Below are 22,748 nucleotides of genomic sequence, written 5' to 3' on the forward strand. Positions count from 1 at the left end.
CATTCCTGCACCGCAGCAAACGCGAAAGACCTGATAAGAAAGGCAATCGCACTCAGCTCAGATGACTACTTTCTGCGTCAGCAACACGTTGTTTTTCAACAGAATCGGCTCAAAGCGGACTTCAACTCGCCACCCCTGACAAAAAAAGCCGGGCCATTCGGCCCGGCAGTCCAACAGGGAGGTGCATGTCATAACCCGGACATGCGCGGGTTGGGAGTAACCTAATTATGAGTACAGGGTATCACTTTGATCCAAGTCAATCCACACCCAGTTAAGACACTAGCCTATATCCACCGGATTCTGTGACCAAAAGGCGCGCATTTGACGGATCGGGCTCAATCTTCTGACGCAGGCGGTAGATGTGGGTTTCCAGCGTATGCGTTGTAACACCCGCATTATATCCCCAAACTTCGTGAAGCAGCACATCCCGCGCCACCACGCCGTCGGTCGAGCGGTACAGGAATTTGAGGATGTTGGTTTCCTTCTCGGTCAGGCGGATTTTTCTGTCCTCTTCCGTGATCAGCATCTTCATCGCCGGTTTGAACGTATAGGGGCCAAGTACAAATACAGCGTCCTCGGATTGTTCGTGCTGGCGAAGCTGCGCACGGATACGTGCCAGAAGCACCGGGAACTTGAATGGTTTCGAAACATAGTCATTCGCGCCGGCATCCAGGCCCAGGATCGTATCGGCATCGCTGTCATGACCGGTCAGCATCAGGATCGGGCTTTTGACACCCTGTTTGCGCATGAGGCGGCAAAGTTCGCGCCCGTCGGTATCCGGCAGACCCACATCAAGAATGACCAGGTCATAGATCGCTTCGCGCGCGCGCTCCATGGCAGAGTGACCGTCTGACGCCTCGAACACGTCAAAGTCTTCGGTCATGACAAGTTGCTCGCTGAGCGCCTCGCGCAGGTCCTCGTCATCGTCCACCAGCAGGATTTTCTTGAGTTGAGCCATTTCCCGGTCCTCCAAACGCTTTTCCATCACTTGCGCGTGGAATATGCAATCAACAAGATTTGCTGCAACCGTTTCACGCCTTCGTGTCAGAGTTCGCGGAAATGTTTCACATTTCCTTTCGAAAGGGCTAGGAGAAAGATTGAGCGTTATAGGGTAACATTGATGAGTCTCATCCCCGATATCACGGAACTTCTCGCCCGGGCTCGGGCTGATCTGCGCATGGGCGTTCCCGTTGCGCTGACCGATGACAGTGGCTTCAGCGTGCTTGCGGTTTCTGCAGAAACGCTCAGCCCGCAGCGTCTGGCCGACCTGAAAAAACTAGGGAATCCGGTGGTGGCCATAACTGGGCGACGTGCTGAAACCCTGAAAGCGCGGGCGTACGACGGGGATCTGGCGCGGGTTTCGATCCCGGCGGATGCGGATATCGCATGGGTACAGGCGGTTGCTGATCCTTCCGACGATCTGAACGCGCCCATGAAGGGCCCGTTGATGACCGAGCGGCACGGCAATGCCAATCTGCACCGTATCGCAATTGCAATGGCCAAATCCGCGCGCATCCTTCCCGCTGTGGTCGTGGTACCTGTCGAGGACGGCAGGGCATTTGCCGCTTCGCTCGGTTTGACCTGCATTGATCACACGCGCGCCACACCTCATCTGGCGGATCGCAGTAGTTTGCACGAAGTCGTCGCGGCCCGCCTTCCGATGGAGGTGTCCGAAGCCGGTCGGTTACACGTATTCCGCCCTGAAGACGGTGGTGAAGAGCACTACGCCGTCGAGATCGGACGCCCAGACCGCGACAAGCCTGTGCTGGCCCGATTGCATTCTGCCTGTTTCACCGGCGATCTGATGGGAAGCCTGAAATGTGATTGCGGCCCGCAACTGCGCGGTGCCTTGGAACAGATGGGGGCAGAAGGTGCAGGCGTTCTTTTGTACCTGAATCAGGAAGGGCGCGGTATCGGTCTGGCCAACAAAATGCGCGCCTATTTCCTTCAGGATCAGGGTTTTGACACTGTTGAGGCGAACCACAGGCTGGGTTTTGAGGACGATGAACGCGATTTTCGGCTTGGGTCGGACATATTGAAGTCGCTGGGCTTCAATTCTGTCCGCTTGCTGACCAACAACCCGGCCAAGATCGCCATGATGGAGCGAACAGGTATCGCAGTAACCGAGCGTGTCCCTCTGAGGGTTGGCGAAACCTCTCACAACCGGGGATACCTGGCAACCAAGGCCAAGAAATCAGGGCATCTGCTTTGACCCCAGGCGATCTTGTTCTGACCCCGCGCGGCATCCGGTTTCTTGGCAGGGAGTTCCCTTGCTCCGTGGGCAAAGGCGGGTTGAGCAACGCAAAACGCGAAGGCGATGGCGCGACCCCAACTGGACATCATCGAATCGTCGGTATGCTGTACCGGGCCGACCGAATGGCCGCCCCCAGCAAATGGGCCCGTGCCATTGGCCCACGGGACTTGTGGTCTGACGACGTGTCTGAAAGCAGATACAACCACATGGTCAGCGCACCCTATGCATTCAGCCACGAAAAGCTGCGCCGCGCCGACCCGTTATATGATCTGATTCTGTTGACCGACTGGAACTGGCCAAACGCGGTTCCGGGCAGAGGGTCAGCGATTTTTCTGCACCAATGGCGCAGACCCGGTTATCCAACCGAAGGCTGCATTGCCTTTCGCCGGGATCATCTGCACTGGATCGCAGGGCGCATTGCCCCCGGATCACGGCTGATCATTCCTGAGGTTTAACCCGTTCGCCAAAGATGGCCGAGCCAACGCGCACATGTGTCGCGCCAAGGGCGATGGCCTGTTCGAAATCTTGACTCATTCCCATAGACAATCCATCAAGCCCGTTGCGTGCGGCGATTTTGGCCAATAGCGCAAAGTGCAAAGCCGGCTCTTCATCGACCGGGGGAATGCACATCAATCCACACACAGGCAGATCCAATGACCTGCACTCGGCAATGAAACCATCCGCGTCCGCAGGAAGGATACCGGCCTTTTGGTCTTCCTCACCGGTGTTGACCTGAATGAACAGGTCCGGACAGGTTCCCATTTCCTGTGCCAAACGCGCCAGTGTCTTGGCCAGTTTGGGTCGATCTACCGAATGGATCGCATCGCACAGTTCCATCGCGTGACGGGCCTTGTTGGTCTGCAACGGGCCAATGAGGTGCAGATCAATACCCTCGAACTGTTCTTTGAACGCGGGCCACTTGCTTGCTGCTTCCTGCACGCGATTCTCGCCAAAACATCTGTGCCCCTGCTCAAGAACCGCCTGCACCCTTTCATTCGGCTGCACTTTGGACACGGCAATCAGTTTGACAGAACCAGCCGGTCTGTCCGACCTGGCTTCGGCTTTGGCGATACGTGCGGTGATGTCTTGCAGCGACATGGGACCCTCATCCTGTTTTGCGCAGAAAAACACCAAGTCGGCGCAAAAGAAAAGGGCGAGTCCGAAGACCCGCCCTTAAACCTTGCGGTTCAGATCAGCTTAGAAGTTGAACTGAGCACCGAAGTCAGCAACCATGGTCGAGTCTGTGCAGCTGTCACAGTCGTTGACACCGATACCACCGCGCAGCGATGCACCGCCGCCCAGGTCGTAGATCGCGCCAACAGCAACCTGCTGAGTATCAGCAGACGCGTTACCGTCACCGTAGGTGAACAGCAGGGTGGTTGCAGCACCCAGGTTGTAGGCAGCCGACAGACCCCATGCGGTACCGTCAGTTGCAGTAACTTGAGTTGCGTCGTCTGCAACAAACAGAGTACCCGAGAAGTCACCCCATTCGCCACCCAGGGTCAGAACGGTCAGGCTCGGATCGCTTACACCAGCAACACCAGCGTCGGTCTGGCCGTAGGCCAAAGCAGCTGTGATGTTGTTGAAGGTGTAGGTTGCGCTGATGTCCCAACGGTCAGCGTCAACAGGTGCACCGTTCAGAGCTACAGTCGCTTGGTCGTACGATGCGCCAAACGAGAAGTCACCAACCGAGTACTGGAAGAACACGGCGTTCGAACCCGAACCGGTCGACGAGTAACCCAGGAAGCTGTAGTCAACGCCCGAGTACTGACCTGCGAACAGTTCCAGACCTACTTCGTTGCCGTAGTAGTTTGCCAGGTTGTCGAAGGCACCTGCAACGTTACCGGCGTCAACACGCAGGCCACCGTAGATGACCGAGAAGCGTGCGCCGTTCAGACCGGCAGAGTTTGCTTCGCCGGTGCCGCTGTTTTCGTCAGCTTGCAGACGAACGCGGCCTTCGAAACGAACGCCACCGTCGGTTTCTGCAATGCCGTCGATGTTCAGACGGAAGCGCGAAACCAGGATCGCGTCGTCAGTTTGAACAACAGCAGTACCAACGCCTGTCGCGGTACCGGTTGTCTGGATGTTTACAACGGTACCGCTACGATCTTCAACGTAGCCAATACCAAAACGGCCATAACCGCTGAAGTTAATTTCAGCTGCTGCAACGCCTGCGGTCGCGATCAGCGCCGTCGATGCGAAGAGAACTTTTTTCATCTTGTTTCCCTCGGTTTCAAAAGAGTTATCTACTCGACATATGCCTCGGCACATGTCTCAGCACGGACACCGTTTCGCTCTTTTTGCCCCCTTTGCGCAAGCTTGGCATAAAGACGTGGGCGTCATTGAGGTCAAATTGGTGCAAGGATGCCACAGTCAGCTTTCGCCCCGATGCAGCTGATACACTTACATTTCAGAAGAATGGGCTTGTTGCAGCGGGGGTCCTTGGCTAGGAGTATCCCCTGAATACTGTAGAACATGTGAAACAGGACCTGTTTGCAATGCGCCTGCCGACGATTTTGGGAATGATCCTGCTGACCGCCGCTCTTTCGGCATGTGGGCAGAATCGAAACGCTTCAACAACATACTCCCCCAACATCGCTGGCGGCAATTCGGACGAACAGGAGCTGAATGACCCCGAGCGGGCAACTATCTGGGACATCTTTGACCGCAGCACCGCCGAACAGACAACAAACGTGAACCGGTATCTTTGGGCGGCTTCGCTGGATGTGCTGAGCTTCCTGCCAGTGCAAGAGGTTGATCCGTTTACCGGTGTAATCGTAACGGGTTATGGCACGCCTCCGGGCGGCGGCCGATCCTACCGGGCAACTGTTCATATCAGCGATCCGGCGCTTGCCGCGCGCTCTTTGTCGGTTGCGCTGCAATCAAGCGGGGGGGCTCCGGTGAGTGCGGCAACATCCCGCGCAGTCGAGGATGCGATTCTGTCGCGCGCCCGGCAACTACGCATAGCAGACAACAAGTTCTAGCAACCCGCCGAAAATCACAATATTACCACGCCGGGTTCCTACCCGGCGTTTTCATTCACGAAGGACCGCACAATGTCGCGCTACTCGGCCACTGAAATCGAAGCAAAATGGCAGGAGGCCTGGGACAAGGCCGGGATCTTCACCGCTAACCACAAGGCGGACAAGCCGAAATACTATGTGCTTGAGATGTTTCCCTACCCGTCTGGCCGAATCCATATGGGGCATGTGCGCAACTATACGATGGGTGACGTGATCGCCCGGCACAAGCTGGCGACGGGCCATAACGTGCTGCACCCGATGGGCTGGGACGCATTCGGGATGCCTGCGGAAAATGCCGCGATGGCCATCGGGGGTCATCCGAAGGACTGGACCTACAGCAACATCGCCGACATGCGCGACCAGATGAAACCACTTGGCCTGTCCATCGACTGGTCTCGTGAGTTCGCGACCTGCGACCCCGAGTATTACGGCCAGCAACAGGCGCTGTTCCTCGATATGCTCGATGCCGGGCTGGTCTATCGCAAAAACGCTGTGGTGAACTGGGACCCGGTCGACATGACCGTTCTGGCCAACGAGCAGGTTGAAAATGGTCGTGGCTGGCGTTCGGGTGCATTGGTAGAGCGACGCGAGCTGACCCAGTGGTTCTTCAAGATCTCGGACTATTCCGAAGAATTGCTGGATGCGCTGGACACTCTGGACAACTGGCCCACCAAAGTGCGCCTGATGCAGGAGAACTGGATCGGCAAATCCCGTGGTCTGCAATTCGGCTTTGAACGCACAGACGGCGGCGATCCGATCACCGTCTATACAACCCGCCCCGACACGCTGCTGGGCGCATCTTTCGTTGGCATCTCGCCCGATCACCCGATCGCAAAACAGCTTGAAGCCGAAAATCCAGAAGTGGCTGAATTCGTGGCCGAATGTCGTAAAGGTGGTACCACTGAGGAAGCCATAGAAACCGCAGAAAAGCTGGGCTTTGACACAGGCATCAAGGTCAAGCACCCGCTGGACCCGAGCTGGGAACTGCCGGTCTGGATCGCCAATTTCATCCTGATGGATTACGGCACGGGCGCAATCTTTGCCTGCCCTGCGCATGATCAGCGTGACCTCGACTTTTGCCGCAAATACGGCCTTCCCGTAGTCGACACATTCTTTACACTGGATGACGACACGCCGGTCGACAAAATTGCATTCGTCCCGCCGAAAACCGAGAAAGTCCGCTGGGTGAACCACTTCGCCGGTTTGACCGAAGCGACAGGCGAAGAAGCCATCAACGCCACCGTCGATTTTGCTGAACAAGCCGGTTGGGGCGAGGGTGTCACCAAATACCGTCTGCGGGACTGGGGCCTCAGCCGTCAGCGCTATTGGGGGTGTCCGATTCCCGTCGTGCATTGCGAAAGCTGCGGTGTGGTTCCCGAGAAAAAAGAAAACCTGCCAATCCGCCTGCCCGACGATGTCACATTCGACAAACCGGGTAACCCGCTGGACCGCCACCCGACCTGGCGCGATTGTTCCTGCCCGTCTTGTGGCGCACCGGCCAAGCGCGAAACCGACACGATGGATACCTTCGTCGATTCGTCGTGGTATTTCGCGCGCTTTACCGCTCCGCGTGCGGAAACACCCACCGATCTGGCCGAGGCCGAATATTGGATGAATATCGACCAGTATATCGGCGGCATTGAGCACGCGATTCTGCACCTGCTTTATTCCCGGTTCTTTGCGCGGGCGATGCACCTCACCGGGCACTTGCCGACGAAGGCCATCGAGCCGTTCGACGCGCTGTTCACGCAAGGCATGGTGACGCATGAGATTTACCAGACGCGCGACGCCAACGGCCGCCCGGTCTATCACCTGCCCGAGGATGTAACCAACGGCAAACTGGCCGATGGCACAGAGGTCGAAATCATCCCCTCAGCCAAGATGTCGAAATCCAAGAAAAACGTGGTCGACCCGGTCAGCATCATTTCGGCCTTTGGGGCCGACACGGCCCGCTGGTTCGTGTTGTCCGATTCGCCACCCGAGCGGGACGTGGAATGGACGGCGGCAGGGGCCGAAGCCGCCTATAAGCACTTGAATCGCGTTTGGAACCTGTGTGACAGGATCGGCGCCATGGACGCCGATGCAGCGGGCGAAACCGATGAGGATCTGTTGCGCGAGATGCACAAAACCATCCGCGACGTGACATTGGGTGTCGAAAGCTTTGGCTTCAACGCAGCCATCGCCAAACTATACGCCTTCACCAATACACTGGCAAAATCCAAGGCCGGTGCGGCGGCTCAGAAACAGGCAATCAAAACACTGGCCCAGTTGATGTCGCCGATGACGCCACATCTGGCGGAAGATATCTGGGCGCATCAGGGCGGTGAGGGCCTTGTGGCTGTCGCCCCGTGGCCCGTCGCAGATGAAGCGATGCTGGTTGATGACACCGTCACCCTGCCGATCCAGATCAACGGCAAGCGTCGCGCGGAAATCAGCGTTCCAAAAGATATGGACAAAGCCGAGGTTGAAAATATCGCGCTCAGCACCGAAGCTGTCCAAAAGGCGCTGGATGGCAACGCGCCGAAGAAAGTTATCGTTGTTCCGGGCCGGATCGTGAATGTCGTTGTTTGATCGCAGAACATTGCTTGTGATGCCGCTGGCGCTGGCTGCCTGCGGCTTTCAACCGGTTTATGCTCCGAGTGGGTCGGGCTCTGCCTTGTTCGGTCGGGTGGCGGTATCTGCGCCAAATACCGTTGAAAGCTATCTTCTGGTTCAGAACCTTGAACAACAACTGGGCCGCAGCGCGGGCTCTATCAGCGATTACGCTCTGGATGTTCAGGTCTCGACCGAAACCCGCGGCGCGGCCATAACCACGACGAACGAGACAACGCGGTACACGATTGATGGACGGGCCCAATACGCGTTGAAATCCAATGAGACCGGGCAAGTCGCAGCGTCCGGCACCGTAACCGATTTTGTGGGCTATTCTGCTTCGGGCTCTACCGTGTCGACGCTGGCTGACGAACGCGATGCGAAAGAACGCCTGATGGTGATCCTGTCCGGGCATATAGTGAACCGCCTGTATTCAACACCGGGCTTGTCCAAATGAAGTTGAGCCCGCGCGAGGCTGACGGGTATTTCACCAAGCCGGATGCGGACAAGACCGGGCTGCTGATCTATGGTGCGGATGCCATGCGGGTGGCGCTTAAGCGGCAACAGGTTCTGGCCGCCCTGCTTGGTCCCGGTGCGGAAGAGGAAATGCGCCTGACCCGTCTGCCGGGCGGTGACTTGCGAGGCGATCCGGCGTCTCTGCTGGACGCAGTCAAGGCGGTTGGGTTTTTCCCCGGCCCGCGCGCGGTGTTTGTGGAAGACGCCACCGAAACCGCCTCGCCTGCGATTCTGGCCGCACTTGAAGATTGGACCCCCGGCGACGCTCAGATCATCGTGACGGCTGGTCAGCTGAAACCAAACTCAAAAATCCGCAAAGCGTTCGAAGGGCATCCCGCGGCCTATGCGATCGGCATTTATGACGACCCGCCATCGCGCGCAGAGGTCGAGCGGGTTCTGACCGAGGCGCATCTGAATAACATCCCCCGCGATGTCATGTCTGCCATCAGCGAACTGGCCAACAGTCTCAGCCCTGGTGACTTCACCCAAACCATTGAGAAACTGTCGCTTTACAAGCGTGGTGACAACTCTGAGTTGACCATGGAAGACATCGAAGCCTGTACCCCGCGTTCGACCGAGGCGGCGCTTGACGACGTGCTGAACGTGGTTGCAGAAGGCCGCGCCGGTGAGATCGGACCGCTGATCCGGCGGTTGCAGGCACAGGGTACCAACGGGGTAACTCTGTGTATTGGGGCAACCCGGCATTTCCGCACCCTTTATGCCTGCGCCTCGGATCCCGGTGGTGCGGCGCAGGGTATCGGCAAGTTGCGCCCGCCGGTTTACGGCAAACGGCGTGACCGTATTCTGCGTCAGGCACAGGGCTGGGGCGCGCCCAAGCTGCAAACTGCTCTGACCGTTCTTACGGATACCGACCTCTCCCTGCGCTCCGCCGGACAGACCGCCCCCTCAATGGCACTGGTCGAGCGCGCAATGATTCGTCTGGCGATGCTTGCGCGGTCGCGCTGAGTTACTTGCCCTGATCCAGCCAATCGGCAGCGGCCCGACCGGCCCAGCGGCCAGTGGCAAGACAGGCTGTCAAAAGATACCCCCCGGTCGGCGCTTCCCAATCCAGCATCTCACCGGCGCAGAACACGCCCGGCATGGTCTTCAGCATCAGCCCGTCACCCAACGCGGATCGTTTCACGCCACCTGCCGTCGAAATGGCCTCATCCATCGGTCGCAGCCCCGCGTGCAGGATTGGCAGTTTCTTGAGGACCGTCACTTCGCCGGGCAGCGGCAAGTGACTGCGTATTGCCATCTCGTGAAACACGGCGATCTTCTGCGGTGACAGGTTCAACGACTTTCTCAACCATTGCGAAAGTGTGGTTTTCGACTTTCTGGAAGACCAACGCGCCTGCAAGGACTGCTGTTCCAGGTCGGGCACCAGATCGACAAAAAGTAGCTGCCCTTTGCGCAAAGCAGGGGTGAGAGTGTAAAGCCCCCCTCCCTCCAGCCCGGTTGCCGAGATCGCAGCCTCGCCGCGGCTATCCAGGTCACCGGCCTTCCACCGAACCGACTTCAGCGCCGCCCCGAAATGTGGCTGCATATGAGTGCTCCAGTCCACCGACAGGGCTGAATTCGCAGGTTCAAACGGTGCCAGTTCGACGCCCCTGTCAGACAGGATTTGCGCCCAATGACCATCCGACCCAAGGCGGGCCCAGCTGGCCCCGCCCAGCGCAAGCACGGTTACAGCAGCAGTCAGGTTTTGCGGCCCGGCCGGTGTGTCGAATACCAGCGCATCAGCTTCCCAACCCTTCCATCGCCAACGGGTTTTGATCTCAACCCCGGCTGTGCCCAGTCGCGCAAGCCATGCGCGCAACAAAGGCGACGCCTTCATGGCCTCGGGAAAAACCCGCCCGGTAGAACCTGTGAATAATATCTGTCCCAGTCCACGCGCCCAGTGCTGCACGGCTTGCGCATCACAGGCGGTGATCATCGGGCGCAACCAGTCCGCCGCATCGGCATAAGACCGCATCAGTGTCTCAGGCGGTTCGTCCTTTGTCAGGTTCAGCCCCGATTTACCTGCCATCAGAAATTTGCGCGCAACCGAGGGCTTGGCTTCGGCAACCAGTACGGAATGCCCGGCCTCGGCCAGTTGCTCGGCCGCCATCAACCCTGCGGGGCCTGCTCCGATCACGACTGCCTGCGCCATTCGCACCCTCTTGCCTTCGCCATCTATCGGCGCAAGTTTCAAACCATCATGGCGAACAACGATCCGATCTGCCCGCTCTGCGACCGCCCGATCCCCAGCGGGGGTGGCAGCCTGCATCATCTGATCCCAAAACTCAAAGGAGGCAAGGGCGGACCCACCGTTCTTCTGCACCAGATTTGCCACAAAGAAGTCCATGCCACCCTGACCGAGGCCGAACTGGCGCGCTGTTACAACACGATCGCAGCCTTGCGCGCGCATCCCAGGCTTGAGAAATTCCTGATATGGGTGCGTGAACGCCCACCCGGATTTCGGTCGAAAGTTCCGGGCAAGCGACGCAACAGGTGATCAGCCCGGCAAGACCGTATCGCCAAAGGCGTCTTTCAAAGGTGCGGCCAACCCTTCGACTTCTATTCCCCGGTAATCCGGTACAGGCGCAAACTCTGCACCCGCAAGATGCTGGAATTCCAGTGTCGTATACGGTCGTTTCCACAACCACTCGCGATTCTCGACGGCCCACAAATCGGCGTTTGGAGGGGTTTCGTCGGTAAAGGCATAGAAATGCAGATCAAAGCCATGGGGGGCCACCTCTTGCATTGACAGCAAGGACATACCTTGCGCGCGCCAAAACGCGTCCTCACCCGCGATATCACCGGTCCGAAGGGTTATCTGACCGATCCGGGCCTGCGCAAACGGAGCATCCGGATCTGCCACCTGTGCCGGTTTGTTGCCTTCGAAATCATGTTGCAGCAATTCGATGACAAACCCATCGGGATCAGCCAGATGGCACATGTACCCGATATCCAGAAACTGGCTCGGCGCGCTTACCGCAGTACCCAGCGCTCGCAAATGCGCTGCCGCAAGATCGACATCAGGGACGGTAATTCCGATCTTCCAATATCTTTGGCCCCGGTCATGGGTGTATCCGCCGCCACCCGGCAGCAGCAGCAGGTCCGCATCTTCAGAGTTGTAGCCGACGCGGCAACCTGACCCCTGCGGGTAAACCCGCATACCCAGAACGTCGCGATAGAATACGGCCAGTCTTTTCGGGTCAGTGACCCGCAACCGAATGGCCGAAATCCTCATGAACACATCCTTGCGATGTCCCTGGCAATAACGGGGTCAGCGTTCACGCTGTCTGTCACAAGCTCACGCGCGGTTTTCATCAGGTGATCGGATTCGACAATCCGATCAACCAGACCAAAGTCATACGCCTCTTGCGCGGTGATCTTCTGACCTGACATCAGGATCAACTTAGTTCTGGCCGGACCCACCAATGCCGCCAACCGTTTCGGATCGGACGGTTGCGGCAGAAACCCCAGCTTCATCACCGGATAGAAAAACTTGGCCGTTGGCACCGCAATGCGAAGGTCACAGGCCAAAGCCATGCCATTGGCCCCGCCAGCCAGAGTGCCGTTCAATGCCGCAATGGTCAGACAGGGCAATGCGGCGATGGCACCGGACAGTCTTTCCCAGACGTCAGAGGTGGCCAGACCGGCGCGCGCCTCGTCCAGATCGGCCCCCGCGCTGAACACTTTGCCCGCGCCCGTCAGGATCAGCGCCCGCGCGCTGGTTGCGGCCTCGGCAATCCCGGCCAGTTCATTCAGCATCGCTCCGGTCAGGGCGTTTGCCTTTTCGGGATTGTTGATCGTAACGACCCACAGGCCATCCTGTTTCGTCAGGTCGATCATATCAACCCGACCCTTTTTCGGATGTCTTCCAGGCGCAGCGAGATTTCCGTTCCCAAGTATTCGTCCGCGCCCTTGGAACACATCCACAACAGGGCACGTGCTGGCCAATCTGCAGGAATATGCGCTTCCCAATCCAGTTGACTGACCGGATTGATGCCGCTTGCCTTTATGGACCGCTGCATATCCGTGGCAACCGTCCCCGGCGACAGCCCCATTGCGCGAATGCCGTGTTGGGCTTCTTCCAGATGCAGGCATTCCGTCAGCATTTTTGCCCCGGCCTTTGACGCGCAATAATGGCTCCACGCCTCAACCGGGTTGGACGCCGCGCCGGACGAGACGGTCAGAATGCTTCCGCCCCCGGCGGCCCGCATCACCGGCAATGCCGCACGCATCCCGTAGAAAACGCCTTTGAGGTTGATGTCGATGGCTTTGCTCCAGGCCTCAGGATCGGCGTTGGAAAGATGAAAGATCGGATCGATCACACCGGCATTGCCAATCAGAACATCCAGCCCGCCGAACCGATCCACACAAGTGGCCACAGCCTGCTCGACCTGCGCGAAATCGCTGACATCGCAGGCCAGCGCGATGGCCTGATCACCCAGATCAGCGGCCAAGGCATCAATCTGATCGCGGCTGCGGGCCACCAATGCGACATTGGCCCCGGCTGCGGCAAAAACGCGCCCCGCTTCGGCCCCGATGCCACGGCTGGCCCCGGTTATCAGAACTGTTTTCCCCTGCATTCGCCTCTCCTCACGCATTGTTATTGATCCCGGCAACAGGCGTAACGCGGAAACGGGGAAATGGTCCAGCCCTTGCCCCCTTGACGATAGGTGCCACAACCCCGACCATGCGCCGCAAATTGATCAAGAAGGGTTACCTTATGTCCGTTTTCCTCCACCGCAGCTGCGGTGCTGTTCTGGCTTATGCCGTCGCGACCCAGGGCGCGTTCGCCGACCTTACTGCAAATGATGTCTGGTCCGACTGGCAAAGCTATTTCACATCAATGGGCTACACCGTTACAGGCGACGAAAGCATCGCCGGTGACGTCACCACAATTTCGAACATGACACTTTCTTTGACCTTTCCGGAAGAAGACGGGCAGTTCCAGATGGTCATGCCGGAAATGACGCTGACCGAAAATGGTGACGGAACCGTTACCATCGGATTGCCCGAGAGCTTTCCCATGGACGTCACGGGAACAGCCGACGATGAAGAGTTTGCAGCCAAAGTGATTTATTCGCACAGCCAGCTGAACATGGTCGTTTCGGGTACACCCGAAGACATGACTTATGACTACACCGCTGACAAACTGGGCATTGCACTGGATTCGATTGAAGTTGATGGCGAACCGCTGCCGAACGAGGTTTTCAGCATCGCGGTCGAAGCAGGTGATCTGGCCGGTCGGTCGCGGATGCAAATCGGCGAACACCGAAACATCACTCAGATATTCAACAGCGATACACTGACCTATAACCTGAACTTTCAGGATCCGGAAAGTGGTGAAAGCGGGCTGATCAATGGCCAACTGGGCCAACTGGCCTTTGAAGGCGAAAACGTGATCCCACTGGATTTTGACATGTCTGATCCGCAGGCGTTTTACCAAGCGGGTTTCGCCTTTGATGGCACGTTTACCTATGCATCCGGCAGCACCGATCTGAGCGGGACCAGCGAAGGACAGGCGTTCTCGATGAACAGCACCTCGGAGGGTGGGCACTTTGCCGCCAGCATCGACGCCGAGCGCATCGCCTATGACATCGCGCAGAACAGCACCAAACTGGCGGTGACAACAGCGGATCTGCCGTTCCCGATCGAGTTGTCCATGGCCAGTGCAGGGTTGAACTTCGAATTCCCGATCCAGCAATCGGACGAAATACAGCCCTTCGCCTTTGGCCTCAACATGACCGATTTCACCATGTCTGATGTCCTGTGGGGCATTTTTGACCCGGCAGGCGCGCTGCCCCGCGATCCGGCGACAATCGCGCTGGAAACGACCGGCACGGCAAAAGTTCTGATGAACATCTTCGATCCGGAAATTGACGTTGAGTCGGATGAGACTCCGGGTGAGTTACATTCGCTGAAAATCAGCCAGCTTCTGGTTTCGTTGGTTGGTGCCAAACTGACCGGTGATGGCGATTTCGCCTTCGACAATTCGAACACAGAAGAGTTTGGCGGAATGCCTAGCCCAAGCGGCGTGGCGAACCTGAAACTTGTTGGCGCCAATCAGCTGATCGATACGCTGATCGGCATGGGCCTCATTTCGGACGACGATGCACTGGGCGCGCGGATGATGATGGGTCTGATGGCTGTCCCCGGCGATGAGCCTGACACCCTGAACTCGACCATCGAATTCACGGAAGACGGTCAGGTTTTGGCGAATGGCCAGCGTATCAAGTGATACCTATCTGAAAGGGCCGCGCAGTGCGGCCCTTTCCATTCCTGTGAACCTTGTGCCAAACCCGGTAGCGGCATGGATTTATCCCGATCCACACAGCACAATCCGGTCACAGGTCTTGCGGGGCGGGCGGTGCAAGGCTAGGTCCTTGGCAATCAACCCGGAGACCTCATGACCCGCTCACCAGAAGAAATCAGCCAACAATTGCTCGATGTTGCTCGCCGGGCAGGCGCAGAAGCGGCAGATGCCATCGTTCTCGAAGGGTCCTCGGTCTCGGTCGATGTGCGGGGCGGAGCACTGGAACATGCGGAACGCTCGGAAGGCGCTGATCTGGGCTTGCGTGTGTTTCTGGGCAAGCGGTCAGCCATTGTGTCCAGCTCTGACAGGCGCCCGGAAACCCTTGCGGCGATGGCCGAACGCGCCGTGGCCATGGCAAAAGAAGCGCCCGAAGATCCCTATTCCGGGCTGGCGGACAAAAGCCAACTGGCCAGTGACTGGGATATTCAGTCACTGGAATTGCTGGACTCCGCCCCGGCCCCGTCCGCAGAAAGCTTGATGCAGGATGCGCTGGCCGCCGAGGCCGCAGCACTGGCGGTAAAAGGCGTCACGCAGGTGTCGGATGCGGCTGCAAGCTATGGAACGCACCGGGTGCATCTGGCGGCTACAAACGGGTTTTCCGGTGGGTATGAGCGCAGCAGCCGATCCATCTCATGCGTTGCGATCTCGGGTGAAGGCACCGGGATGGAGCGCGACTATGACGGTGACAGCCGGACGTTTCAATCCGACCTGCGCGACGCGGCTGAGATTGGGCGCACAGCAGGGGAACGCGCTGTGCAACAGGTTGGCGCGCGCAAACCGGCGACCGGCAGTTTCCCGGTGTTGTTTGATGAACGTATCTCGTCTTCGCTGATCGGGCATCTTCTGGCCGCCAGCAATGGGGCCGCGATTGCGCGCGGCGCGTCTTGGCTGAAGGATTGCCTGGGGCAAGACGTGCTGCCCGCGCATCTGTCACTGATCGAAGATCCGTACCGCCCGCGTATCTCTGGCTCGCGCCCATTTGATGCCGAAGGTCTGCCCACGCAGCGCCGGGTGATCGTGGAAAACGGTGTCCTGACGGGCTGGACATTGGATCTGTCGAGTGGCCGCAAGCTGGGAATGGACTCAACAGGCAACGCTGCGCGCGGTGTGTCCGGCCCACCCTCACCCAGCAACTGGAACCTGAGCCTTACGCAGGGAACCCGCAGTCGCGACGATCTGTTGCGCGATATGGGCACCGGTTTGCTGGTCACGTCCATGATCGGATCGACGATCAACCCCAATACGGGCGACTATTCCCGTGGTGCATCAGGTTTTTGGGTCGAAAACGGTGTGATCACGCATCCTGTCAACGAATGCACAATCGCAGGCAATCTGCGTGATATGCTGCGGCGGATCATTCCCGCCAATGACGCCCGCCCATATTTGTCGCGCGTGGTCCCGTCGCTGTTGATCGAAGGAATGACACTTGCCGGCAACTGATCTGCCCCTTCTGATTGAGGCCGCGATTGAGGCCGGCAAGATCGCTACACGCTATTCCGGGACGCAGGCACAGCGTTGGGACAAACCCGGTGGCGCCGGTCCGGTGACCGAGGCCGATCTGGCCGTCAACGCGATGCTGGAAGAAAAGCTGTGCGCTGCGCGACCGGGCTATGGCTGGCTCAGCGAGGAATCCGAGGATTCGCCCGAGCGGTTGAACCGCAGCAACGCCTTTATCGTCGATCCGATTGACGGCACCCGCAGTTTTACCGAAGGCGCGCGCACCTGGGCGCATTCGCTGGCCGTTGCAGTCGATGGCATTGTGACTGCCGCTGTAATCTACCTGCCGATGCGCGACTTGCTTTATGCTGCGGCGCAGGGTCAGGGCGCCACTCTCAACGGGCAAAAGATCACGACATCGAAAACGCCTGAGCTATTGCAATCGCAGGTTCTGGCCGCCAAACCAAATCTGGATGCACAGCACTGGCGCAATCAGAATGTTCCAGCCTTCCACCGCGCATATCGACCCTCGCTTGCCTATCGCATGGCGCTGGTCGCGCAGGGGCGGTTCGACGCCATGCTGACCCTTCGCCCCAGCTGGGAATGGGACATTGCCGCTGGTGATCTGATCATCCGAGAGGCAGGCGGCGTCTGTTCAGACCGTTTGGGTCAACCGCTGATCTTCAACAATGCCCACCCCAGGCTGAATGGCGTAATCGCCGCCAGCACTGCGATCCACGCGCAACTGTCTGCTCAGCTGGACCCGATCGGGCCCGGAATCGGCGCATGAGCAAACCGCGCTCATTAAGCCTTGCCGCTTATCGGGTGCTGTCCTGGAGAATGCGGAACGGCGTTGGTGTAAAAACCGACCTGCCACGCCCCGAAGGCGAGGTCGTGTGGATGCACGTCGCCACGCCAGACCGCCTGCGGGCGGTGAGTGATTTTTGTCGCCGGTTGCTTCAGTCCCGATCCAAGCTGCATTTTCTACTGACCGCTCCGCCGGACGCGGATCTGTCTGTCTGGCCGGAATGCAGCTTTCCCCTGATCAACCTGCCTCAGGAACAGAGCGGGGCCGCGCGTGACTTTATCGAATACTGGCGCCCAGGTATCGGGATTTGGGTCGGCGGTGATTTGATGCCCAACATCATAACCCGAGCCGATGAACAGGCTGTACCCCTTGTGTTGTTTGACGCCCAGTTTACCGTTGCACTGTCCCGGAACGCGCGCTGGCTGCCAGACATAACCAGAGTGACCTTTAGCTGCTTTCGCAAGATACTGACTGCAAATTCTGAAACCGCCCGTCACATCCGGAGACTTGGCATCCCGTTTTCAACAGTCGAAGAATCGCCGCCTTTGCGCATCAGCCCAAATCCAAGACCTTGGCCAGAAGACGAGCTGATCGAAACCAACCACACGCTTGCAGGGCGACCTGTTTGGTTGGCTGCCTGGGTGCAGGACAAAGAGTTCATTTCGGTTCTGACAGCACATCGTCAGGCATTGCGCCTTTTGCACCGGCTGGTTCTTGTACTTCACGTCGCCGACGTTCACGAAGCTGCCCCCCTAAAACGGAGGCTGGAGGCGATGGATCTACGCTGTGTTAACTGGGACGATGGCGACTTGATCGAAGACAGCACGCAGGTCGTTCTGACTGCGGACCCAGAAAATCTGGGGTTGTGGCACCGTGTGTCGGCAGTGACGTTCATGGCCAGTTCACTGGAACGCGGTGCAGGCGGTCAGGACCCGTCCGACGCAATCGCGCTGGGGTCTGCCATAATTTCTGGACCATTCGTGCATCGCCATCACGAGCTTTACGCCCACCTGCAACAGGCAGGCGCAGCCAAGGAGGTCAAGTCAGCAACCGAGTTGGGCGATGCCGTCGTACAGCTTCTGGCACCGGACCGCGCCGCTGACATGGCTTTGGCAGGATGGCAGATAATCACCGAAGGTGCGCCGCAGGCAGACACTCTCATCGAATTGGTGCAGGATATTCTGGACGAGAGGAGCGCAGATCATGCGGGCACCTGAGTTCTGGAACACTCCTCCGGACCAGCCGGATCTGAGGGCACGGCTGCTGGCCCCGCTGGGCCGCTTATATGCCGCAGCGACAGCCCGCAGGATTGCCTCGAAATCGGGGGAAAATCCCGGTGTGCCCGTGATCTGCATCGGCAATCTGAATGCAGGTGGAACCGGGAAAACGCCCACCGTCATCTGGACCCTCGAACAACTGGGTAATGCCTGGCACAAGCCCCATGTCGTGACACGAGGACATGGCGGGTCACTGGAAGGCCCGGTGCAGGTCGATCCGGGCAGGCACACCGCCGCCGAGGTGGGGGACGAGCCGCTGTTGCTGGCGATGTTTGCCGAGGTCTGGGTTGCCAAGGATCGGGCGGCGGGTGCGCGTGCAGCGGCCGCGGCGGGGGCAACGGTGATCGTTCTGGATGATGGTTTTCAGAACCCTTCGGTCGCCAAGGATTTCTCGATTATCGTTGTGGACGCCCAGCGCGGATTTGGAAACGGATTATGCCTGCCAGCCGGTCCACTGCGAGAGCCGGTCGATACCGGCCTGCAACGGGCCGACCTTGTGCTGTCCTTGGGTGAAGAGGCGGCACAAAAGGTGTTTGCCAACAACTGGAAAGACCGGTTGACCGTTCCTCATGTCACCGGGGCAGTCGAACCCCTGCAAACCGGTATGGATTGGTCAGAAACGCGTGCGTTGGCGTTTGCAGGAATCGGCTATCCCGAAAAGTTCTTCCAAACCCTGCGTCGGTTGGGTGTGGATCTGGTCCGGGCCGAGGCGTTGGACGATCACCAACCGTTGACACAGGCCCTGATGACCCGGCTGGAAAACGAGGCGCGTTTGCTGAGCGCTCAGATGGTCACCACCGAAAAAGACGCCGTTCGCCTGCCGCCCGCTTTCCGAAGCAAGGTGATCACTTTGCCGGTTCGGCTTCAGATTTCAGACGCCGACGTGGTCAGGGACATGCTTTTGAAAACCGTCCCTTCACCAAAGTAACTCAGGCTGGCCCCCGGTGGCGCCAGCCGGGTTCGGGTCAGCTGCCGAGCTCTGCTTCGATCAGCTTTTTGAAGTCCGCGTAGGACTGATTGTCAACTTTCTTGCCGTTCACGATGAAGGACGGGGTTGCCTGAATTCCATCGCGTTCAGCGTTTTCCTGATACCACGCGGCCAATGTCCGCGCCTTGGTGCCATCCTGCAAACAGGCCTCAAGCTGGTCGCCATCAATACCTGCCAGACGACCAATCTTGCGCAGTTCATCGACGATCTCGGCCGGGCCACCTGCGCGCGTCCATTCTGCCTGACCTTCGTAAATCAGATCAGTGATGCCAAAGAATTTCTCGGGGCCGGCACAGCGGGCCACCATCGACGCCCACAGACCGTAGCGATCAAAATAGACCTCACGATAGGTGAACTTGACCTTGCCGGTGTCAATGAAATCCTTCTTGAGCTGTTTATACGCGCTCTTGTGGAAATTCGCGCAATGCGGGCAGGTGTAGGATGCGTATTCGATGATTTCGACAGGCGCCCCTTCGGCCCCCTGAACCATGTCAATGATTGTGGATGTATCCAGGTCCGCCTCTTGCGCCTCGGCGGCACTGACCAGCGGAAAACTTGTGTTGGAATTTGACAGCGACACCCAATAGCCGCCAGCGGCCACGGCGACGGCCGCGCAGATTACGGTTGCAATACGGCTCATTCTCAGCCCTTTCTCAGCGTTTCTGTTTGGATAAAACGTTGCGCCCAAGACGTTCAAGGGCCGCGCGCAAATCTTCATCATTTACACTGCGTGACACTTTGTCTGCCTCGGCAGCAATCTCAGGTGCAATCTCGGGTATTGCCTGTTTCGGTTTATGGTCGAAACTGGCCTGCCCCTCGGCAAATCCGGTCGGAGCGGTCTGGGTGATCCGGACACGGCTGATGGCATTATAGCCGTAGACCGCGTTCACTTTACCACGCAGCTGTTCCTTCTGCATTTCCAGCATCGGGGCCTGCGGGCCTGTGGTCAGAACGGTCAGGGTCGCGCCGAAACCGCCTTTGCCATAGCCGACACTGACTGGGCGCGCGATGGCGGCGGTATCCTGACCCACGATCTCGGCCCAATGGGTCAACAGACGTGAGACAGCAAAGCCCCGGCTTTCCCCGGCGCGCCTGATCTGGTCATTCAGCAAAGACGCGGTGCGCTTGAACCCGCGGGTTGACGAACGTCTGCGTTGCATCTGGTTTCCAACTCCTGCGCCGCTATTGTAATAGGCAGAACACCGGGTGCCAGCGAAACCTGACAGGGAGACGAATAAAACTTGCGTGATTCCTTTGAATTCACCGCCAGCGCTGCGCTTCTGGAGTGGTATGACCACAACGCTCGCGCCATGCCATGGCGCACGGGACCGGCAGAGCGCGCCGCCGGGGTGCGTCCCGACCCCTATCGGATCTGGTTGTCCGAAGTGATGTTGCAACAGACGACTGTAGCAGCGGTGCGGGATTACTTTCTGCGCTTCGTGACACGTTGGCCTACGGTTCAGGCGCTGGCCGCCGCGCCGGATGATCAGGTCATGGGGGAATGGGCCGGTCTTGGCTATTACGCGCGTGCGCGCAACCTCTTGAAATGCGCCCGCGCTGTGACACGGGATCACAATAGTCAGTTCCCCGATACATATGATGCGCTGCTGACGCTACCCGGCATCGGCCCTTATACAGCTGCGGCAATCTCGGCCATCGCCTTCGATCAGCCTGAAACGGTTCTGGATGGCAATGTCGAACGCGTCATGGCCCGATTTTACGACATCCACGCGCCGCTGCCCGGCTCGAAACCCCTGCTGAAGGAAAAAGCCTCAGCGCTGACACCTTCTACTCGGCCCGGTGATTACGCGCAGGCGGTCATGGATTTGGGGGCCACGATATGCACGCCGAAATCCCCGGCATGTGGCATTTGCCCGCTGCGCGAACCATGCAAAGCGCGGATCGCGGGAACACAGGCTGATCTTCCCCGAAAAACACCGAAAAAGCCCAAACCCACCCGTCGCGGTCACGTTTATATTGTGCGCATGTCAGATGGGGCCATGCTGCTGGAGCGCCGAACGGACAAAGGTCTGCTGGGCGGAATGCTGGGCTGGCCCGGATCGGAGTGGGCTGACGATCCGGTCGAGCACCCCCCGCTTGCGGCAGATTGGAAAATGGTGCCGGGCGAGGTGCGCCACACCTTTACGCATTTTCATCTGATTTTAAGAATCTGGGCCGCAGAAACCACCGGTCAGGATGTTCCCGAACACTTGATCGCAGTGGGAAAGCACAGCTTCCAACCCAGCGACCTGCCCACAGTGATGCGCAAAGCCTATGATCTGTGGAAAGGACAATAAGACCGCTGTGCATTCCTTGGCCTCGCGGCTAGGCTGTTCCCATCTAGCAGGAGCACCAGAGATGACCGCAACAGTCTCGTTAGCACGCTGGCAATCAGCATCACCCTTCTGGGTGTCCCTGCTGTTGATCCCGCTGATCTGGTTCACTGCTTTCGCGGGCGGATGGTGGGTTTTGCTGATCCCGATCTCGACCTGGTGGGTCTTTGCCGTGCTGGACCGGATCACCGGGCTCAACGTGGAAAATGCGGACCCCGAGACGCCGGACGGCGATCTGCAACGGTACATCCTGCTGACCAAGCTTTGGGCACCCCTTCAGTTCCTTACCTTGTTTGGCCTGATCTGGTACGCGAGCCACGGCAGCCAGCTTTCGACGCCTGAGAAAATCGGCCTGTTCTTTGGCATGGGTGTTATCTCGGGTACGGTCGGCATCAATTACAGCCACGAGCTGATGCATCAGAAAAGCCGTTGGGAACGCTGGCTGGGCGATATCCTTCTTGCCATGGTGCTTTATTCTCATTTTCGGTCCGAGCATCTGCTGGTCCATCACCGTTATGTAGGAACGCCACGCGATCCGGTGACGGCGCGATACAACGAAGGGTTTCACCGCTTTTACCCTAGGGTGTTGCGGCAAAGTCTGGTCTCGGCCTTCAACGCCGAACGCGGAAAACTGGCCCGCAAGGACCGACCCTGGACCGACCGCTCCAACCCGTTCTGGCGTTACTGGGCGTTGCAATTGGGGATGCTGGCACTGGCGTCGCTGATCGGAGGCTGGTCAGGTCTGGCCCTTTTTCTGTTGCAGGCCGGTGTCGCGATCTGGCAGCTGGAATTGGTCAACTACGTGGAACATTACGGCCTGACCCGGAAACATCTGGGGGACGGGCGGTATGAACACGTCCTGCCCAGGCATTCCTGGAACGCATCACAGAAGGCTTCAAACTGGTTGCTGATCAATCTGCAACGCCATTCGGATCACCACTACAAACCAAACCGCCGGTTTCCGCTGCTTCAACACCACACGCCCGAAAAGGCACCGCAACTGCCCTTTGGCTATCCCGTCATGACTGTGGCTGCGATGATCCCACCGCTGTGGCGGCGGGTCATGAACCCGCGGGTCCGGGAATGGCGACGCCAGTACTACCCCGAGATCACCGATTGGCACGCCTATAACAAGGCCCTGAACCCGGTACCTGATGCGTAACCGATGCGCAGCCCTGCCCATCAGGCTCGGCGCTTAGGGTGCTGTTCT

General features: G+C 58.6%; 23 protein-coding genes. 14 read left to right on the forward strand and 9 right to left on the reverse strand.

Annotated features, from left to right (window positions below; genetic code table 11):
* Nucleotides 1-271: 271 nt before the first annotated feature.
* On the reverse strand, nucleotides 272-958 hold the full coding sequence (locus tag AC2FLZ_RS06920) for a response regulator transcription factor (RefSeq protein WP_171724917.1): 687 nt from the start codon (nucleotides 956-958) through the stop codon (nucleotides 272-274).
* Between the two features lie 162 nt (nucleotides 959-1,120).
* Between AC2FLZ_RS06920 and ribA the strand changes: the two genes are divergently transcribed.
* Together ribA and AC2FLZ_RS06930 are read left to right on the forward strand one after the other, a co-directional pair.
* On the forward strand, nucleotides 1,121-2,212 hold the full coding sequence (gene ribA, locus AC2FLZ_RS06925; protein WP_496881993.1) for a GTP cyclohydrolase II: 1,092 nt from the start codon (nucleotides 1,121-1,123) through the stop codon (nucleotides 2,210-2,212).
* Complete coding sequence (locus AC2FLZ_RS06930) at nucleotides 2,209-2,709, forward strand: L,D-transpeptidase family protein (RefSeq protein ID WP_480625241.1); 501 nt, start codon at nucleotides 2,209-2,211, stop codon at nucleotides 2,707-2,709. Before ribA ends, AC2FLZ_RS06930 begins: the two co-directional genes overlap by 4 nt.
* Here the strand turns inward: AC2FLZ_RS06930 and AC2FLZ_RS06935 are convergent.
* Both AC2FLZ_RS06935 and AC2FLZ_RS06940 read right to left on the reverse strand, forming a co-directional pair.
* Nucleotides 2,693-3,352 (reverse strand): YggS family pyridoxal phosphate-dependent enzyme, encoded by a 660-nt coding sequence (locus AC2FLZ_RS06935; protein WP_480625242.1) that lies wholly within the window; start codon nucleotides 3,350-3,352, stop codon nucleotides 2,693-2,695. The two genes, AC2FLZ_RS06930 and AC2FLZ_RS06935, sit on opposite strands and share 17 nt — an antisense overlap.
* Nucleotides 3,353-3,451: 99 nt before the next feature.
* Entirely contained in the window at nucleotides 3,452-4,471 is a 1,020-nt protein-coding gene (locus AC2FLZ_RS06940; RefSeq protein WP_496881994.1) for a porin, read from the reverse strand.
* A gap of 281 nt (nucleotides 4,472-4,752) precedes the next feature.
* On the opposite strand from AC2FLZ_RS06940, the gene AC2FLZ_RS06945 reads away from it, so the two are divergent.
* From AC2FLZ_RS06945 to holA, 4 genes are all read left to right on the forward strand, one after another.
* Nucleotides 4,753-5,238, forward strand: a complete 486-nt coding sequence (locus tag AC2FLZ_RS06945; protein ID WP_480476837.1) for a DUF3576 domain-containing protein — start codon at nucleotides 4,753-4,755, stop codon at nucleotides 5,236-5,238.
* 72 nt (nucleotides 5,239-5,310) lie between these two features.
* Entirely contained in the window at nucleotides 5,311-7,848 is a 2,538-nt protein-coding gene (gene leuS / locus AC2FLZ_RS06950; RefSeq protein WP_496881995.1) for a leucine--tRNA ligase, read from the forward strand.
* Nucleotides 7,835-8,326, forward strand: coding sequence for an LPS assembly lipoprotein LptE (gene lptE, locus AC2FLZ_RS06955; protein ID WP_480517852.1), 492 nt, complete (start codon nucleotides 7,835-7,837; stop codon nucleotides 8,324-8,326). Before leuS ends, lptE begins: the two co-directional genes overlap by 14 nt.
* Nucleotides 8,323-9,351 (forward strand): DNA polymerase III subunit delta, encoded by a 1,029-nt coding sequence (gene holA / locus AC2FLZ_RS06960; RefSeq protein ID WP_496881996.1) that lies wholly within the window; start codon nucleotides 8,323-8,325, stop codon nucleotides 9,349-9,351. Before lptE ends, holA begins: the two co-directional genes overlap by 4 nt.
* A 1-nt stretch (nucleotide 9,352) precedes the next feature.
* Here the strand turns inward: holA and AC2FLZ_RS06965 are convergent, their stop codons facing one another.
* Nucleotides 9,353-10,537, reverse strand: a complete 1,185-nt coding sequence (locus AC2FLZ_RS06965) for a TIGR03862 family flavoprotein (RefSeq protein ID WP_496881997.1) — start codon at nucleotides 10,535-10,537, stop codon at nucleotides 9,353-9,355.
* Between the two features lie 48 nt (nucleotides 10,538-10,585).
* On the opposite strand from AC2FLZ_RS06965, the gene AC2FLZ_RS06970 reads away from it, so the two are divergent.
* Entirely contained in the window at nucleotides 10,586-10,882 is a 297-nt protein-coding gene (locus AC2FLZ_RS06970; RefSeq protein ID WP_480555027.1) for an HNH endonuclease, read from the forward strand.
* On the opposite strand, the gene AC2FLZ_RS06975 is transcribed toward AC2FLZ_RS06970, so the two are convergent.
* From AC2FLZ_RS06975 to AC2FLZ_RS06985, 3 genes are read right to left on the reverse strand one after another with little or no spacing between them, the layout of a single operon-like run.
* Nucleotides 10,883-11,620, reverse strand: coding sequence for a VOC family protein (locus AC2FLZ_RS06975; RefSeq protein ID WP_496881998.1), 738 nt, complete (start codon nucleotides 11,618-11,620; stop codon nucleotides 10,883-10,885).
* Nucleotides 11,617-12,225 (reverse strand): enoyl-CoA hydratase/isomerase family protein, encoded by a 609-nt coding sequence (locus AC2FLZ_RS06980; protein WP_480517858.1) that lies wholly within the window; start codon nucleotides 12,223-12,225, stop codon nucleotides 11,617-11,619. The genes AC2FLZ_RS06975 and AC2FLZ_RS06980 overlap by 4 nt, the downstream gene beginning before the upstream one ends.
* Nucleotides 12,222-12,965 (reverse strand): SDR family oxidoreductase, encoded by a 744-nt coding sequence (locus AC2FLZ_RS06985; RefSeq protein WP_480474155.1) that lies wholly within the window; start codon nucleotides 12,963-12,965, stop codon nucleotides 12,222-12,224. The genes AC2FLZ_RS06980 and AC2FLZ_RS06985 overlap by 4 nt, the downstream gene beginning before the upstream one ends.
* Nucleotides 12,966-13,072: 107 nt before the next feature.
* Between AC2FLZ_RS06985 and AC2FLZ_RS06990 the strand changes: the two genes are divergently transcribed.
* From AC2FLZ_RS06990 to lpxK, 5 genes are all read left to right on the forward strand, one after another.
* Nucleotides 13,073-14,620 (forward strand): DUF2125 domain-containing protein, encoded by a 1,548-nt coding sequence (locus tag AC2FLZ_RS06990; RefSeq protein WP_496881999.1) that lies wholly within the window; start codon nucleotides 13,073-13,075, stop codon nucleotides 14,618-14,620.
* Nucleotides 14,621-14,788: 168 nt separating this feature from the next.
* Nucleotides 14,789-16,135 carry a TldD/PmbA family protein gene (locus AC2FLZ_RS06995; RefSeq protein WP_496715312.1) on the forward strand — a complete coding sequence of 449 codons (1,347 nt, stop codon included), beginning with the start codon at nucleotides 14,789-14,791 and terminating at the stop codon, nucleotides 16,133-16,135.
* Nucleotides 16,122-16,922, forward strand: coding sequence for an inositol monophosphatase family protein (locus AC2FLZ_RS07000; RefSeq protein WP_480493890.1), 801 nt, complete (start codon nucleotides 16,122-16,124; stop codon nucleotides 16,920-16,922). The genes AC2FLZ_RS06995 and AC2FLZ_RS07000 overlap by 14 nt, the downstream gene beginning before the upstream one ends.
* Nucleotides 16,919-18,157: a 3-deoxy-D-manno-octulosonic acid transferase gene (locus AC2FLZ_RS07005; RefSeq protein ID WP_496715314.1), complete on the forward strand. Its 1,239-nt coding sequence runs from the start codon at nucleotides 16,919-16,921 to the stop codon at nucleotides 18,155-18,157. Before AC2FLZ_RS07000 ends, AC2FLZ_RS07005 begins: the two co-directional genes overlap by 4 nt.
* Complete coding sequence (gene lpxK, locus AC2FLZ_RS07010) at nucleotides 18,144-19,145, forward strand: tetraacyldisaccharide 4'-kinase (RefSeq protein ID WP_480517869.1); 1,002 nt, start codon at nucleotides 18,144-18,146, stop codon at nucleotides 19,143-19,145. The genes AC2FLZ_RS07005 and lpxK overlap by 14 nt, the downstream gene beginning before the upstream one ends.
* 37 nt (nucleotides 19,146-19,182) lie before the next feature.
* Here the strand turns inward: lpxK and AC2FLZ_RS07015 are convergent, their stop codons facing one another.
* Complete coding sequence (locus AC2FLZ_RS07015; protein WP_267365070.1) at nucleotides 19,183-19,845, reverse strand: DsbA family protein; 663 nt, start codon at nucleotides 19,843-19,845, stop codon at nucleotides 19,183-19,185.
* 13 nt (nucleotides 19,846-19,858) lie between these two features.
* The gene (locus AC2FLZ_RS07020; RefSeq protein ID WP_480474162.1) at nucleotides 19,859-20,365 is read right to left on the reverse strand and encodes a DUF721 domain-containing protein; all 507 of its coding nucleotides are present in this window, start codon (nucleotides 20,363-20,365) and stop codon (nucleotides 19,859-19,861) included.
* Nucleotides 20,366-20,446: 81 nt separating this feature from the next.
* Between AC2FLZ_RS07020 and mutY the strand changes: the two genes are divergently transcribed.
* The gene (mutY, locus tag AC2FLZ_RS07025; RefSeq protein WP_496882000.1) at nucleotides 20,447-21,502 is read left to right on the forward strand and encodes an A/G-specific adenine glycosylase; all 1,056 of its coding nucleotides are present in this window, start codon (nucleotides 20,447-20,449) and stop codon (nucleotides 21,500-21,502) included.
* Between the two features lie 61 nt (nucleotides 21,503-21,563).
* The gene (locus AC2FLZ_RS07030) at nucleotides 21,564-22,700 is read left to right on the forward strand and encodes an alkane 1-monooxygenase (protein ID WP_496882001.1); all 1,137 of its coding nucleotides are present in this window, start codon (nucleotides 21,564-21,566) and stop codon (nucleotides 22,698-22,700) included.
* Nucleotides 22,701-22,748: the final 48 nt, after the last annotated feature.

Source organism: Ruegeria sp. YKSF131 (genome assembly GCF_059612645.1).